General features: G+C 70.3%; 14 protein-coding genes. 8 read left to right on the forward strand and 6 right to left on the reverse strand.

The window, feature by feature from the left end; translation table 11 throughout:
- Nucleotides 1-12 precede the first annotated feature (12 nt).
- Nucleotides 13-1,122 carry a polyprenyl synthetase family protein gene (locus LTV02_RS34420; RefSeq protein WP_233041827.1) on the reverse strand — a complete coding sequence of 370 codons (1,110 nt, stop codon included), beginning with the start codon at nucleotides 1,120-1,122 and terminating at the stop codon, nucleotides 13-15.
- Between the two features lie 255 nt (nucleotides 1,123-1,377).
- Here LTV02_RS34420 and LTV02_RS34425 point away from each other — a divergent pair, with 255 nt between their 5' ends.
- On the forward strand, nucleotides 1,378-2,376 hold the full coding sequence (locus tag LTV02_RS34425) for a methylenetetrahydrofolate reductase (protein ID WP_084535278.1): 999 nt from the start codon (nucleotides 1,378-1,380) through the stop codon (nucleotides 2,374-2,376).
- A 114-nt stretch (nucleotides 2,377-2,490) separates the two neighbouring features.
- On the forward strand, nucleotides 2,491-3,261 hold the full coding sequence (locus tag LTV02_RS34430) for a hypothetical protein (protein ID WP_233035764.1): 771 nt from the start codon (nucleotides 2,491-2,493) through the stop codon (nucleotides 3,259-3,261).
- Nucleotides 3,262-3,372: 111 nt separating this feature from the next.
- Here the strand turns inward: LTV02_RS34430 and LTV02_RS34435 are convergent, their stop codons facing one another.
- The 5 genes from LTV02_RS34435 to LTV02_RS34455 form a co-directional block, all read right to left on the reverse strand.
- A complete protein-coding gene (locus LTV02_RS34435; RefSeq protein WP_233035765.1) occupies nucleotides 3,373-4,674 on the reverse strand; it encodes a glycosyltransferase in 1,302 nt (433 codons plus the stop codon).
- A complete protein-coding gene (locus LTV02_RS34440) occupies nucleotides 4,671-5,447 on the reverse strand; it encodes an LppM family (lipo)protein (RefSeq protein WP_408639301.1) in 777 nt (258 codons plus the stop codon). Before LTV02_RS34440 ends, LTV02_RS34435 begins: the two co-directional genes overlap by 4 nt.
- 3 nt (nucleotides 5,448-5,450) lie before the next feature.
- On the reverse strand, nucleotides 5,451-6,254 hold the full coding sequence (locus LTV02_RS34445; protein ID WP_233035766.1) for a carotenoid biosynthesis protein: 804 nt from the start codon (nucleotides 6,252-6,254) through the stop codon (nucleotides 5,451-5,453).
- Nucleotides 6,251-7,843, reverse strand: coding sequence for a phytoene desaturase family protein (locus LTV02_RS34450; protein ID WP_233035767.1), 1,593 nt, complete (start codon nucleotides 7,841-7,843; stop codon nucleotides 6,251-6,253). The genes LTV02_RS34445 and LTV02_RS34450 overlap by 4 nt, the downstream gene beginning before the upstream one ends.
- Before the next feature lie 199 nt (nucleotides 7,844-8,042).
- Complete coding sequence (locus tag LTV02_RS34455) at nucleotides 8,043-8,645, reverse strand: GNAT family N-acetyltransferase (RefSeq protein WP_233035768.1); 603 nt, start codon at nucleotides 8,643-8,645, stop codon at nucleotides 8,043-8,045.
- 223 nt (nucleotides 8,646-8,868) lie between these two features.
- Here LTV02_RS34455 and LTV02_RS34460 point away from each other — a divergent pair, with 223 nt between their 5' ends.
- The 6 genes from LTV02_RS34460 to LTV02_RS34485 all read left to right on the forward strand — a co-directional run bounded on the left by LTV02_RS34460 (nucleotide 8,869) and on the right by LTV02_RS34485 (nucleotide 14,835).
- Entirely contained in the window at nucleotides 8,869-9,309 is a 441-nt protein-coding gene (locus tag LTV02_RS34460) for an SAV_6107 family HEPN domain-containing protein (protein WP_233035769.1), read from the forward strand.
- Between the two features lie 125 nt (nucleotides 9,310-9,434).
- A complete protein-coding gene (locus tag LTV02_RS34465) occupies nucleotides 9,435-9,860 on the forward strand; it encodes a DUF3040 domain-containing protein (protein ID WP_233035770.1) in 426 nt (141 codons plus the stop codon).
- Nucleotides 9,861-10,317: 457 nt separating this feature from the next.
- Nucleotides 10,318-10,749: a division/cell wall cluster transcriptional repressor MraZ gene (gene mraZ, locus LTV02_RS34470; protein WP_067717389.1), complete on the forward strand. Its 432-nt coding sequence runs from the start codon at nucleotides 10,318-10,320 to the stop codon at nucleotides 10,747-10,749.
- Between the two features lie 168 nt (nucleotides 10,750-10,917).
- Entirely contained in the window at nucleotides 10,918-11,916 is a 999-nt protein-coding gene (gene rsmH, locus LTV02_RS34475; protein WP_332909606.1) for a 16S rRNA (cytosine(1402)-N(4))-methyltransferase RsmH, read from the forward strand.
- A gap of 124 nt (nucleotides 11,917-12,040) precedes the next feature.
- A complete protein-coding gene (locus LTV02_RS34480; protein ID WP_233035771.1) occupies nucleotides 12,041-12,886 on the forward strand; it encodes a hypothetical protein in 846 nt (281 codons plus the stop codon).
- Between the two features lie 44 nt (nucleotides 12,887-12,930).
- Entirely contained in the window at nucleotides 12,931-14,835 is a 1,905-nt protein-coding gene (locus tag LTV02_RS34485; RefSeq protein WP_408639438.1) for a peptidoglycan D,D-transpeptidase FtsI family protein, read from the forward strand.
- Nucleotides 14,836-14,987: the final 152 nt, after the last annotated feature.

Raw genomic sequence — 14,987 nt, forward strand, 5'->3', positions numbered from 1 at the left:
GAACGGTCGTGGTCAGTAGGCCCGCGCGGTGGCGGCGAGGGCCATGGCGCGCAGCTGCTGTTTCGCGTCGGTGGTGGCGGTGCTGGCGTCCAGTGCCGTCAAGGCCTGTTCGGTGAGGCCGGTGATGCGCTGCTCGACGGCGTCGGCCGCGCCCAGTTCGGTGAGGACGGTGCGCAGTTCGGTGACCTGCTCGGGCGTCACGTCGGTGCCCAGGCTGGTGCGGATCAGCGTGGCGGCGGCCGGGTTCGCGTGGTCGGCGCGCTGGAGGGCCTCGGCGATGAGGACGGTGCGCTTGCCTTCGCGCAGGTCGTCGCCGGACGGTTTGCCGGTGATGGCGGGGTCGCCGAAGACGCCGAGCAGGTCGTCGCGGAGCTGGAAGGCGATGCCGATATCGGTGCCGAATTCGCGGTAGGCGGCGATCAGGTCGGCGTCGGCGCCGGCCAGGGCCGCGCCCATGTGCAGGGGGCGTTCGATGGTGTAGGCGGCGGTCTTGTAGCGGTTGATGCGCAGGGCCGCCGCCACCGTCTCGTCGCCGCTGACCTCGCCGTAGATGTCGAGCAGCTGCCCGCCCAGCACCTCGGTGCGCATGCCCGCCCACACGGGGGCGAAGCGGGCGGCGGCCGCGGCGGGCAGGCCCGCGTCGCGGACCATATCGTCGGCCCAGGCCAGCGCCAGATCGCCGATCAGGATGGCGACGCTCTCGCCGTAGTGAGCGGAATCACCCGCCCAGCTCCGATTCCGGTGCCGCTCTTCGTAATCCACGTGCACGGTCGGGAACCCGCGCCGGGTGCGCGAGGAATCGATGATGTCGTCGTGGATGAGCGCGCACGCCTGCACCAGCTCCAGCGCGGAGCAGGCGGTCAGCACGGCATCGGCTTCCGGCTCCGCCGCATCGCGGCCCGCGCCCAGCCAGCCGGTCCACGCGAAGGCCGGGCGGGTGCGCTTGCCGCCGCGCAGCACGAAGTCCCGCAGCGCCCCGGCGGCGTCCACGAACACCGGCCCGAGCGGTTCCACGAGCTCGGCGCGGGTCGCGAAGAACCCCTCGAGTCGTTCCTCCACGGCGGCGACGACTGCGCCCGCACCGACCGGATTGCGGGTCGGAGTACCAGGTCCGGCGGACAGAGGAACCTCCTGTGGTGTGGCCGCGCTCCCCGCGCGACGCCGAAAAATCCCCGCCGCCGACTGTACCGAGCGCCCGGTCGCCCCACGGAATCGGTCGGCCGGGAGCGCACGGCCCGGCGATCCGCCCGCCGTAGCGCCCGATTCCCCGGGTCCGAGCGGGAATTCCAGGTCGCGCCCGCACCCGGGGATCGGCGCGGCGCGGCTTCGGGCCCGGGGCCCGCGTGGAGCGCGCTCGCCGCCCCTTAAAATGACCGGGTGAGTTTCGACAATGTACGGGGATATTCGACCCCTGGCCGAGTTTCCCGCACACCGCAAGTGTCCGGAACTCGCTCCGTGGTGCAGCAGCTGGGCCCGCGGCCCGATGGGTCGGTTCCGTTCTCGGTCGAGTTCAATCCGCCGCGTGACGCGGCCGGTGAGGCTCGGTTGTGGCGGGCGGCGCGGGAGTTCGAGCGGCTGCATCCGGCGTTCGTGTCGATGACCTACGGTGCGGGCGGTTCCACCCGCGATCGCACCATCCGGGTGACCGGGCAGCTGGCGCGCGAGACCACGCTGCTGACGGTGGCGCATCTGACCGCCGTGGATCACAGTGTCGCCGAACTGCGTTCGATCGTCGGCGCGTACGCGGACTCCGGGATCCGCAATCTCCTGGTGCTGCGCGGCGATCCGCCGGGCGATCCGCTGGGCGAGTGGGTGCGGCATCCCGAAGGCGTCGAATACGCCGACGAACTGGTGCGCATGGTGCGCGACCTCGGCGACTTCCATGTCGGCGTGGCCTCGTTCCCGCAGGGGCATCCGCGCTCCACCAGCCTCGAGCACGACACCGCGCACCTGACCGCGAAACTGCGTGCGGGCGCGGAGTATTCGATCACGCAGATGTTCTTCGACGTCGATCACTACCTGCGCCTGCGCGATCGGGTGGTCAAGCACGATCCGGTCGAGGGCGACAAGCCGATCATTCCCGAGCTGATGCCGATCACCTCGCTGCGGACGGTGCAGCGCGCGGTCGAACTGTCGGGCCGGGAACTGCCGGCGGCGGTGCTGGAACGGTTGCAGAAGGCGGCCGGTGATGGGCCGGAGGAGGATCGCGCCGCGGTGCGCGCCGCCGGTATCGAGATCGCCACCGAGATGGCGCAGCGGCTCATCGACGAGGGCGCGCCGTGCCTGCACTTCATCACCCTGAATTTCGCCAAGGCCACCAGCGAAGTGCTGGCGAACCTCGGTTACACCGTGTCGGCGGCTCCCGCCTCGGCCTGATTCCAGTGCGCACGCCGGGGTTCCGTCCCCCGGCGTGCCGAGTGGAATGCCGGGATTTCGCTGGTAGGCGGAGTACCGTCGCCCTCGGACCATGATTTCGAGGGGAGCAAGCGAATGCCTGTGAGGACCGATCTCATCCGTTTCGCGGGCGTACTCGGTGCCTGCGCCCTGCTCACCGCCACCGGTCCGGCAACCGCCGCGCCATCGGGTGAGACCCAGGCCATCGCCCCCGACGCCGGCCAATTCGCCGCCCCCGCAACCGGTACCGCACAGGCCGCCGCCATGCTCGCCGCGATCAATCGCGCCAACCAGGCCGCCGCGCCCTCCGACTGGTTCTCCGCCTACGGCCAGACCCTCGACGGCCTCCAGGCTCTGGGCGTCGAACCGTTCCTCTACCCGACCGCCTCCCCGTTCTGCCTGGGCGGCACCGTGCTCGGTCTCGCGCCCGCCGTCGCCGGCGCCATCCCCGGCCCGTGGCCGCGCTACGCGGTCTCCATCCCCGGGCTCGACCTGTCCGCGGTCAAGGCGGGCCAGACCATGTTCGCCTTCGTCCCCTACGGCCTCAATGCCGACGGCGCGGATACCTCGGGCATGCAGGTCATCTGGCTCAACCTGACCACCGGGCGGGGCGGGGCGGCGCCCATGGGCTCGCTGGCGCAGGTCGTCAGCGGCATGATCCCGCCCCAGGTGCCCAACGAGCTGCGCCCGGTCGTCGAACAGGCCGTCAGCGATTTCTTCACCAGCGCCCTCCCGCGCGGCGGGGTGCGCGCCGTACCGGTCGACACCGGCTCGGGCACGGTCCTGGCGACCATGTTCGGCGTGGTCCGCAACGGCCAGAGCTCCTGCTTCTTCTTCCCGACGGTCGGAATCACCCCCGTACCCTGAACCTGGTCGGACCAACGGGTCTCGGCGGCCCGGCGGGGATACTTCGTTGGTGGTCTGGTGAGCGTGGGGGAGAAGTGGCCCGGTTCGCCGACGTGGTGGATTCTGCCTGGTTCACCGATCGGTGGGGAGGGCTCGGCCTTTCCAGGACAGCGCACGGGCGCGGTGCGCGCGATGGGAGTACGCCGACAGGCGTGCGTAGGCCGCGATCGACACTGGATGTGCCAGCGCCGCAAAGATATCGGCGCGCGCGATGGGCCCGCCGTTTTCGGTGGAGCGCGCGAGGAGCCGACCGGCTACGCCCGCCGCATATCCCAGCGCCCCGATCCGCCGAACCCTGCCGCGTCCGCCGAGCGCGGCGAGCGGCGGCACCCAATAGGCGAGCGCCGCGAACGCGCCGACGGCCAGGCTGCCCGCCGGGCCGCCGTATGCCGACCACAGCCAGCGCGTGTACCCGGCCTCGACTTCGCCTGCGCCCCGGTACATCCGGGTCGCCGCGACCTGCCCGCCGCCGACCAGCACGGTCCGCCGCCCCGCCCGCCGCAGTTCCCGGGCGATCGCCAGATCCTCGGTCACCTCACCGGCAACCGCCGTATGCCCGCCGATCGCGCGATATGCGGCGGCGTCGAACACCAGAAACTGCCCGCACGCCACCGCCATCGACGGCCGCAGACTCCGATTCCCCACCGCCACCGGCAAAGTCGACGCCCACGACCAAGCCAGCAACGGCTGCACCAGCCACTCGGCGAGCGACCCGGCCCGCTGCCGTGGCCACGGGCAGACCAGCGCCGCACCCGACCTCCGCAGTTCGCCGACCGCCGCCGCCAGCGCCCCGGGCGTCAACCGCACATCGGCATCCAGGAATACGAGCGTGCCTGCGTCACAATCGGATTCGTGCCAGTTTGCGCCGGTCTCCCGGTCTGGCTGGGTTTTCGCGCTGAAGGCGGCAGGCTCCCCGAGGCGATCGATGGGATCATCCGTTCCACCCGGCCCGCCGTCCGCCCGCGATTTGCTCCGATCGCGAGGGGATGGTGAGGCCCCGGCCAGGGCGGCCAGGAGATCGCACGCGGCGGTCTTGCCGTTCCAGCCCGCCGGCGGCTCGGTTTCGTTGCGTACCAGGGTGAATCGGGAGTCGCCGCTGATCGCGGCGGCGGCCGCGGCGTAGGTGCCGTCGATGGACGCGTCGTCGAGGACTATGACGCGCAGGTGCGGAAGTCCTTGCTGGGCAAGCAGATCGGCAATCAGCGCGGGGAGGCGGTCGGCCTCGTCGCGCGCCGGGACGCAGACGGTGACCCTTTCGGTTACCGTCGCGTCGTGCGGGCGGAGCTGCCGCATGGTGAGGCGATTGCCCAGGGCGGCAACGGCTCCGGCGACGGCGAGGCCGGTGCCCGCCCGCACCAGGCGGGCGGCGATCATTCGCGGGTGTCGGTGAAGGTCTTGTCGGGGCGGATCCAGCGGGCGGCGCGGACGTAGGCCGGCGGGTCGGGGTTGCGGCTCATGTAGGCGAGGACGGCGACCACGGCGGCGACGGCCAGGGTGATGCCGCCGACGATGCCCGCCCAGCCCGCGAAGGAGCGCGTATTCGGGTCGGAGTAGCCGACTTCGGCGTTCAGGTTGGTGACCTCGCCGGCGGGCAGCTTCCACGTCACCACGGAATCGCCTTCGCGGGTGCCGTTGGTGGTGGCCACGCGGGCGGGGAAGGCGATGGTGAACTGGACGTCGGAACCGCGCGGCGGCAGGCTCTTGAGGTCGACGCGCCCGGTCAGCGTGACCAGGTCGCCGGAGCGGCTGAACTGCAGGGTGAACATGCCCTGGGTCTGGTCGGACAGGCTGCCCAGCTGCTGCACCTCACCGAAGGTGAGATCGTCGAAGTAGACCTGGCTGCCGACGTACCCGTCCTGGGAATAGGAGTCCACGCGCACCTTGGACGAGAGCGCGTCGGGCGCTTTCAGCTGCGGGCCCTTGTCCTGGTTGTTCTGCGGCACGGCCGCGGCGATGATGCGCCCGGACACCCGGTCGTTGGACGACACGCCCATCGAGACCTGTACGCGCAGGCACCCGGTCAGCATTACCGCCAGCGCCGCGAAAAGTACGGCCGCCGCGACCCGCACCCAACGGCGCGGACGCCGCACAACCGGCGCGGATTCGAGCGTTTCCCCTGCGATGGCGATGATCGGACTCGGCTGCACGGCTCACATCGTGCCATGACCCCCGGGCCCCAGCGTGATTCGACGGGCGCGTAACGCGCGAACCAGCGGAAACCCGAGCGTGCCGAGCCCGAGGAAACCGTAGATCGCCGACACCGGCAGCCCCAGGAATACCGCGTGCGCGAGCGCCGATCCCAGCCAAGTCCACCCGAACACCGCGACCGGAACGACACGCGCCGCCCCGCTGTCGGGCGCGGTCCGGTCCCACAGCTGCAGCAGCCCCGCCATCACCGCCGCCACGCCCAGCCAGCCCACATAGTTCGTCACCGGAATATCCGGCAACCCCGGCAGCCCCGCGACACTCGAGCACCACGTCCACTGCCCATCGGCCACCATCTGCGGATCCAGGAACAGATCCCACCCCACCGCCCCGGCCGCCGTCATCGAAACCCGCTGACACGCGCGGGGATACAACATTCCGGCCACGGTCCACACCGGATACAACCCACCCGTCCAAGCCAGCGGCACGATCAACGGCACCCCGGCCAGCTCCGGCCCGATCCGCCCACTCGCATAGTCATAGCAACCGAACGGCACACCGCTGGCCGTCCCGATCATCTCGGCGACGAACCCGACCCCCGACACGATCACCAGGAACCCGGCCGCCCACCACACCCCACGCGTGATCCCGGCATGCGTCAAAGCCGTAGCGGCCGACAGCAACACCACCGCCACCGTCACCCCATCGCGCCCGGTCCCGTGCGCCAGCGGATACGTGATCTGCGCCAGCACCAGCAGCACAGCGGGCACCGAGGCGATCACCGTCGACCGGCGGTTCGGGTCTTTCACCGACGCAGGAAGCTCGGCCGGCGGGGGCGCAGGTCGCGTTCGACGAGCCGGGCGACGCTGCGGCCGCTGGCTCCGGACACGCCGCCGCCCGGATGCGTCGAAGCCCCGGTCAGGTACAGACCGGGTGCGCCGGGGACGCGGTGCCCGGCCATTTCCGGCAGTGGGCGCCACATGAACATCTGGTCTATGGACATCTCGACGTGCATGACATTGCCGCCGATCAAACCCATTTCGCGTTCCAGGTCGGCGGGAGTCTGGACGAAGCGGTCGAGCACGGTGCCGGCGAATCCCGGTGCGTGGGCGTCTACTTCGGCGATGATGCGGTCGCCTTCGTGCTCGGCGTGCGCAACCCACGAGCTACCGTCGGCCAGTTCGTAGGGATGCCATTGGGCCCACAGGGAGAGTTGATGTTGCCCGGGCGGGGCGAGGGTGGGGTCCAGGGCGCTGAAGCTCATGGCCAGCACCACCGGGCGCGGCGGCAGGTCGCCGGCCATGGCCGCGCCGTGTGCCCGCCGCAGCTGGCGCCGGTCGCTCACCAGGAGTTGCAGACCGTGTGCCGACTCTTCGGGTTTCGCGCCCGGATATTGCGGCAGCGCGCTGGTCGCCGCCCGCACCACCATGCCGATGCCCGGCCCGACGCGGATCCGCCGCCGCCAGTCCGCGATCGTGCCCGCGTCGAATCCGCCCTGCTCCAACAGCTCCAGCGTGGTCAGGATGTGACTGCCCGCGATCACGGTGTCCGCGTGCAGGTCCCGCCCGCTCGCGGTGCGCACCCGCCAGCCGTTTCCGGCGCGTGCGACGGAAATCACGGCGTCACCGGGGCTTACGGTTCCGCCATCACTCCGCAAACGCGCCACCAGGGCTTCGCTCAACGCGCCGCTGCCGCCGACCGCACGCCCGGGCGGCAGCGTGTGCATGAGCGCCGCGAACCCCACCATGGGCGCGGACCCGGGTTCGGACATGGGCGGGCCGGACTGCGCGCCGAACCAGGCCAGCGCCGCCTTCAGCCGCTCGCTGTCGAAAAGGCTGTCCAGCAGCGCGTCCCCGGTCTGCATCATCTCCCGCGAGAGCGCGTTCCCGCTGCCGCGCCCGGTCGCGCCCGCCGCCTCCCGCGCGTCCAGCCCCCAGAACGACCGCAGCAGGTTCCCGCCGGTCGGCGCGCCCCCGAACGCCCGCATGACCCGCGCGCTCCGCTCGCCCCACACCTTCACGAACCGCCGGTAGGCCACCGCATCCCGCTCCCCGCAGGCCGCGGCGATGGACGCGCACGTCCGGTCCAGGTCCCGGTGGAACACGATCGGCGGCAGGTCGGCGCCCGGCGGCGCGGGCGCGAAAGCCCAAGGATCACAGTCGATATACCGCAGCCCGAACCGTTCGAGCTCCAGCTCCTCGATGATCCCCGTGTGCCGCACCATGATGTGCGCCGACGACCCGCGATCCACCCGGTGCCCCGGGAACCGCTCCACCGTCGACACGGCTCCACCGAGCACCGTGTCCCGCTCGAGCACCTCGACCGCGTGTCCCGCCCGGGCGAGATAGCACGCCGCGACCAGCGCATTGTGCCCCGAGCCGATGATCACCACGCTCATGCGACGACCTCGCGGCGCCGGATTCCCTCCACTGCGCATCCCTTTCGTCCCGCGCTCGAAGCGGCAACCGCCACGCGCTGTGTAGTGAGTCCTCGGTGCCGGTCGCGCCGGACCCGCCCGCGTGATTCCCGGTGCGGCGGGACGCCGTTCGCCGCCGCTGGACCTGACCGCCGCCGAGCGCCGCTGCGCATCCGCCGCATCACAGCGGCAGCTGGCGTCCGAGTACCGCGAAGCGGCGGGTGTCGCCGGAGAAGATGAAGTGGCGCACGATATCGCCGAAACCCTGGCGGCGGTACAGCTTCCAGGCCCGATTGGCTTCCTGGTCCACCTCGGGGGTGGAGAGCAGGACCATGCGCTCGGGGCGGTTCTGCAGCAGCCGGGTGAGCAGGATCTCGCCGATGCCGCGGCCCTGGGCGCTGGGGTGCACGTGCAGTTCGGTGAGTTCGAAGTAGTCCGAAAGCAGGTCGCGCGCCGCGTGTTCGGGCCAGCCGGTGCGGCGCATCCCGCTGTAGACCTGCTGATGCCACCACTGGTGCGGTGCGCCGCGATACCCGTACGCGATGGGCGCGGTGCGCAGGTCGAGACGGCCGTCGTCGTCGGGGAGCAGCGCCGCCACGGCCTGCCAGCCGGGGCGCGTGGTGTGTTCGGTCCACATGGGTGCGCGCTGGTGTTCGGTGCCGCGCGGGTAGTCCATGGCCGCGACGTAGACCGACAGGGCGTCGTGCAGCCGGGCGCGCAGGGTCGCTGCCGAGAGATCGACGACGACGGGTGCGGGCGTGGTGTTCGGAGTGACTGCGGTCATCGGTTGGGCGCGGCTCTCGTTCGCGGCGGGCGGATGGATCCGACAGTAGCCCGGATGCGGGCCGTGGAACTTGTCGGTGGGTCTCTCTATATTCAATCCCAAGTGAAACCTTCGAATACTTGTTCGATCTTCATCGCCTGTGCTGGGGAATCGGGACGCCGTCCCGGACCCGGCGGGGGAATACCGGTGAGGTCCGGGCGGGTAGACGAGTGGGGAGGTACCGATGACCGGCAAAACTGAACGCCCGCCGCATTCCGGCCGGGCCGCAGATCTGTTGCGCAAGGCCGACAACCTGCTCATACAGTCGGCGGGGGAGAAGGACCCGGCCGAGCGCTTCCGCACCGCGTACCTCGCCGCACTCCGCGGCGCCGGCGCGGTCCTGGCTCTCACCGGCGCGGATCGCGCACCCCGGGCCCGATCCCGCAATGCCTGGGTGCTGATGCAGCGCGCCGCACCGGAATTCACCATGTGGGCGGACTACTTCACCGGGCAGTCCGAAACCCGCGCCGCTTTGGAGGCCGGCCTGCCCCGGCCGGTCGATGATCGGCGCGCCGACGAGTTCGCTTCGCGGGTAGGCGCATTCCTGCACGACGTGGAAGATCTGCTGGCCGCGGCGGCTCGGCAACGTCCCAGCACGGGGTGGGTCGCGGGAATGCTGGCCTGAGTATCGGCGAGTAGGTGGTAGCGCTCTGATCGAACTCGTATTATTGGTGGCAGACAGCCGCCAAGGTCGGCTATCCGTCGCCTACCCGGAGGCGACAGCCACTACCTAGTGCCGGGGGAGGTACCGTGCCACTCTCCGAGCACGAGCAGCGCATGCTCGAACAGATCGAGAGCGCGCTCTATGCTGAGGATCCGAAGTTCGCCTCGACCGTTCGGGGCGGACGGTTACGTTCTGCCACCGGACGACGCAGACTCCAAGCGGCGGCTTTGTTCGCCCTCGGGCTGTTTCTGTTGGTGGCGGGCATTGCCGCTCCGTTCAAGCCGGGCGGTTTCCCGATCATCAGTTTGATCGGTTTCGCTGTGATGTTCGGCGCGGGCGTGCTGTTGCTGATCGGTGGCCCCCGGATGTCTTCCGGTGGCGGCCGCGGCACGGACGCCGCTCCGGGCGCGAGCAGCGGTCCGGGCGCCCAGCGCGCCAAGCCGAAGAAGCAGGGCGGCTTCTCCTCCCGTATGGAGGATCGTTTCCGCCGCAGATTCGAACAGGACAACTGAACCGGTCGGTCGTGCAGCCCTTTTCGGGGCGACGCACGGGCCAGGGTTGCTCCAATAACTGAAGACAGTGCGACACGCCGTGACGCCACACCGATTTGAGGTGTGGCGTCACGGCGTTTCCTGTAGGTCGCCGACCGGCGTGTCGCGTCCCTTCCGCTTCTCCCCACCACCCCCCACGCGCATCCCCCACCCCGCCCCACGGCCGCCGGATATGCGCGCTATCTGCGGGTTTGCTGGCAGTTCCCGGAGCCCCGCCGGCGCGCGTCGCGCGTGTCGGGGGAACTGCGGCGAAAGTTCCCCACCCTCGTGATAGCTGGTGTGACCTGCGAAGTTCGCCAAGCGGGGACCGAGATCACCGCCGCTTTCGATTGAAAGTGGGGGAAAGTGGGGTAATGTGGAGCGCGCACTACAGGAGGCCGAACAGTCGAGAGGGTGATCCGGTAGGAGGTGTCGAGGCTTGTTTCTCGGTACCTATACCCCTCGGTTGGACGACAAAGGGCGACTGACGTTGCCTGCGAAGTTTCGCGACGAGCTGGCGGGAGGGTTGATGGTCACGAAGGGACAGGACCACAGCCTTGCCGTTTACCCGAAGGACGAGTTCACCGCCTTGGCGCGGCGAGCCGCCGCGGCGTCGAGAAGCAATCCGCAGGCCCGCGCGTTCGTCCGGGCGCTGGCGGCTTCCACCGACGAGCAGCGTCCCGATGCTCAAGGCCGTATCACGTTGTCGATCGAGCACCGCCGCTACGCGAACCTGACCAAGGACTGCGTGGTCATCGGCTCGGTCGACTTCCTCGAAATTTGGGACAAGACGGCGTGGGATTCCTACCTCGCCGAGCACGAGGAGGACTACTCGCAGGCCAGAGACGAGTCGCTGGGCGGGATCTTCTAGCCCGCAGCGAGGCGAGTGCCCTGCGGCCTCTGCCCGACACCGACCCTGACGTACTTCCCCAACGCCAGGTGCGGTGCTTCGGTCAGAGACCACGGGGCATTGGCCACCGCAGAGTCAGAATCGCAAGCGACCCGCCACGGCGGCCGTGCGACGTACGTGAGGCAGGAAATCCGGGAGGTCGAGGTGCACCGAAGCAGTGACGGCCCCCGCCATGTTCCGGTTCTCCTCCATCGCGCAGACGAAATCCTCGGTCCCGCACTGGAATCCGTCGACGGCGCGGTCTATGTGGACTGCACGCTCGGGCTCGGCGGTCATGCCGAGTACTTTCTGCGGACCTATCCGAACATTCGTCTCGTCGGACTCGATCGCGACACCAATGCGCTGAAGCTGGCCGGTGAACGACTACAACCGTTCGCGGACCGGATCACCCTGGTGCACACCACCTATGACGGCATCGCCGGCGCGCTGGAACAGGCCGGGCTGTCCGCCAAGGGTTCGGTGCGCGGCATTCTGATGGACCTGGGTGTCTCCTCCATGCAGCTCGACGAGGCCGATCGCGGATTCGCCTATTCGATCGACGCGCCCCTGGACATGCGCATGGACGCCACCACCGGTCCCACCGCCGCCGACGTGCTCAACAACTACAGCCACGGTGACCTGGCCCGGGTGCTGAAAATCTATGGCGAGGAACGCTTCGCGGGGAAAATCGCCTCCGAGGTGCTGCGCCGCCGCCAGCGCACGCCCTTCACCACCAGCGCGCAACTGGTGGAACTGCTCTACGACACCATCCCCGCCGCCGCCCGCCGCACCGGCGGGCATCCGGCCAAGCGCACCTTCCAGGCGCTGCGGGTCGAGGTGAACCGGGAGCTGGAATCGCTGGAGGCGGCCATGCCCGCGGCGCTGGACGCGCTCGCGCCGGGCGGCCGCATCGTGATCATGAGCTACCAGTCCCTCGAGGATCGGGTGGTCAAGTCGGAGCTGGCGAAGCGTTCGGTCTCGCGCACGCCGCTGGACCTGCCCGTCGAACTTCCCGGCATGGGACCGGAATTCAAGATTCTGACCCGGGGCGCGGAGAAGGCCACCGAGCAGGAGATCGAGGAGAACCCGCGGGCCGCTCCGGTGCGCATGCGGGCCGCGGAACGGATCGCAGGGGAGGACGCGCAGTGAGGTTCCGGACGCGAGTTCGTTTGCGGGAGGGGATCTTCCTCCGGTACACCGGCGCGCAGGCGGCCGGGACCGATCGGGCCAGGGGGAGCGGGGGCGCTGTTCCCTCCGGGATCGGGGCCGCCCTATGACGATCCGGACGCAGGCGGCGGGCCGGGGGGCTCGCCGGGTGCAAGCGGCGGACCGGGTGAAATCCGGTGCGGCGCAGCGGGCTTACGCCAAGCGCAAGAACCGTGCGGGCCGCACCGAACTGCCGCCCATGCTGCGGCGCACCGGGGATCCGATGCCGCGCGGGCGCATGTACTTCGTGGCGACCATCATCGCCCTGCTCGGTTGCGGGCTGGCCATGACGCTGCTGCTCACCACCCGCGCCACCGAGGACAGCTATCAGCTCGGCGCCGCGCGCCGGCACAATACCCAGCTCGCCGATGAGAAGGCCGCGCTCCAGCGTGAGGTGGAGGCCGCCGACTCCGCGCCCGAATTGGCCCAGCGCGCCGCCGAACTCGGCATGATCCCGGCCAAGGATCCCGCGCGCCTGGTGATCGGCCCCGACGGCCAGGTCATCGTGGTCGGCACCCCGACGCCCGCCCAGGGCTCCCCGGCCGCGCCCCTGAACACCACCCCGTCCGCGCCTTCGGCGCAGCCGAAACTGTCGCAGGCCCAGGGGGAACGCGTGGTCCCGGTGACCACCACCCCGAACGCCCCCACCACCCCGGCCAACCCGAGCGCTCCGCAAAACCTTGCCGGCCAGCAGAACCCGGTCGGCCAGAACGTGGGCGGCCAGCAGAATCCGGCAGCGCAGAACGCCGGTGCACCGACCGGCGGCGGCCAGAACCCCGGTACCCAGGCGGCCGGGCAGACGCCCGGGACCCAGAACGCGGCCGGGCAGGTGCCCGGTGCGCAGAACGGAGCCGGGCAGAACGCCGGTACGCAGAACCCGGCCGTGCAGGCCGCGCCGGGAGCAGGTCGGTGAGCCCGTCCCGCGCCGCGCGCGGGCGTGACTCGGGCCGGGGCCGTGTGGATTCCGGACGGGTGCGGGCCGCCGCTGGGCGGGGCCGGGCCGGAGCGGGTCGCGCGAGTTCGGGGCCGGGGCGGCAGTCGAGACCGCGGCCCACCCCGGGGATGGACGGGGCCACGCGATTCCGGTTCGGGGTAGGCCGGGTGGTCATGCTGGTCGCGCTGCTGGTGGCGGCCATCCAATTGCTGTGGGTGCAGAGCTTTTCCGCGCCGAAACTGTCGGCGGAAGCGGCCAGTCAGCGCACCGTGCGGCTGCCGGACGTGGCGGCGCGCGGGACCATCACCGATCGCAACGGGAAGTCGCTGGCCTACACGATCTCGGCGAAGCAGCTGACCTTTCAGCCGGTGAAGGTGCGCAAGGATCTGGCCGACGCGCACGAGAAGAAGCCGACCGCGCCGGAACCGGACGCGCGGCTGCAGGCCATCGCCAAATACATTCACGAGAAGCTGGGCGCCGCGGCTCCCGAGAAGGACGTGCTGGCCAAGCTGCGCAGTGACGAGCCGTTCGTCTATCTGGTGCGCAATGTGGATCCGCGGGTCGCCTCGGATATCAGCCTGCAGTTCCCGGAGGTCGGCTCGGATCCGCAGGAGCTGCGCGAATATCCGGGCGGCTCGCTGGCCGCCAATATCATCGGCGCGACCGGCTGGGATGGCCACGGGCAGATCGGCCTGGAGTCCTCGATGGACGCCATCCTCGCCGGTTCCGACGGTTCGCTGACCTACGACCGCGGCTCCGACGGCGCGGTCATCCCGGGTTCGTGGCGCGACCGGCAGCCCGCCGTGAACGGCAACGGCGTCGAACTCACCATCGACTCGGACCTGCAGTACTACGTGCAGCAGCAGGTACAGCAGGCCAAGGAGCTCTCCGGTGCGCAGGCCGCCTCGGCGGTGGTGCTGGACGCGCACACCGGCCAGGTGCTGGCCATGGCCAACGACTCCACCTTCAATCCGAAACTGGGACCGCAGTATTGGTCGCAATCCGACCTCGGCAACCCGTCGGTGCAGGAGGTGTATGAGCCCGGTTCGGTGAACAAGATCGTCACCGCGGCCGCGGCTATCGAATACGGCCTCACCAATCCCGATGAGGTGCTCCAGGTTCCGGGCGCCATCTCCCTCGGCGGCGTCACCGTGCACGACGCCTGGGACCACGGCGTCGCCCCGTACACCACCACCGGCGTCTTCGGTAAGTCCTCCAATGTGGGCACCCTGATGCTGGCCCAGCGGGTCGGCGAGGACCGCTACTTCGACATGCTCAAGAAGTTCGGCCTGGGCCAGCGCACCGGCGTCGGCCTGCCGGGCGAGAGCGCGGGCGTGCTGCCCACCCGCGACCAGTGGTCGGGTTCCACCTTCGCGAACCTGCCCATCGGCCAGGGTCTTTCGATGACCACGCTGCAGATGACCGCCATGTACCAGGCCATCGCCAATGACGGGGTGCGGATTCCGCCGCGCATCGTCAAGGCCAAGGTCGCCCCGGACGGCACCCGCACCGAGGAGGAGCAGCCCGAGGGCGTGAAGGTGGTCAGCCCGCAGACCGCGGCCACGCTGCGCCAGATGTTCCAGTCGGTGGTGCAGAAGGACCCGCGCGGCGTGCAGACCGGCACCGGCGGCCCGGCGGCCATCGAGGGCTACCAGGTGGCCGGAAAGACCGGTACGGCGCAGCAGATCGACGCCAAATGCCGTTGCTATTCCAGCGATCGGTACTGGATCACCTTCGCCGGGATGGCGCCCGCCGACAATCCGCGCTACGTGATCGGCATGATGCTGGACGCGCCGGTGCGCAGCTCCGACGGCAGCGGCGGCGGATCGGCCGCGCCGCTGTTCCACAGCATCGCCTCCTGGGCCTTGCAGCGGGACCGGGTGCCGCCGTCGCCGCCCGCGAAACAGCTGATTCTGCAGGCGAGTTAGAGCAGGTAGGCGATGGATGTGACCCCCGCCGCGCCCGCCGTGGGAACGGGCGGGTGACCGAACTGCGCCGTGCCGACTGCGCGGCGATCGAACACAGGTAACCTGACACGTCGATCCGAGTCCCAATACTCGGAATCGGCATAAGACCACCA

Origin of the sequence: Nocardia yamanashiensis (genome assembly GCF_021183565.1) — a bacterium.
Taxonomy (GTDB): Bacteria; Actinomycetota; Actinomycetes; order Mycobacteriales; family Mycobacteriaceae; genus Nocardia; species Nocardia yamanashiensis.

What these genes read in the sequence shown, in the direction of transcription:
- LTV02_RS34430 (WP_233035764.1), top strand. Translation starts at nt 2,491, where the DNA reads ATGCCTGTGAGGACCGATCTCATCCGTTTCGCGGGCGTACTCGGTGCC.
- LTV02_RS34435 (WP_233035765.1), bottom strand. Translation starts at nt 4,674, where the DNA reads ATGATCGCCGCCCGCCTGGTGCGGGCGGGCACCGGCCTCGCCGTCGCC.
- LTV02_RS34450 (WP_233035767.1), bottom strand. Translation starts at nt 7,843, where the DNA reads ATGAGCGTGGTGATCATCGGCTCGGGGCACAATGCGCTGGTCGCGGCG.
- LTV02_RS34455 (WP_233035768.1), bottom strand. Translation starts at nt 8,645, where the DNA reads ATGACCGCAGTCACTCCGAACACCACGCCCGCACCCGTCGTCGTCGAT.
- LTV02_RS34460 (WP_233035769.1), top strand. Translation starts at nt 8,869, where the DNA reads ATGACCGGCAAAACTGAACGCCCGCCGCATTCCGGCCGGGCCGCAGAT.
- LTV02_RS34480 (WP_233035771.1), top strand. Translation starts at nt 12,041, where the DNA reads ATGACGATCCGGACGCAGGCGGCGGGCCGGGGGGCTCGCCGGGTGCAA.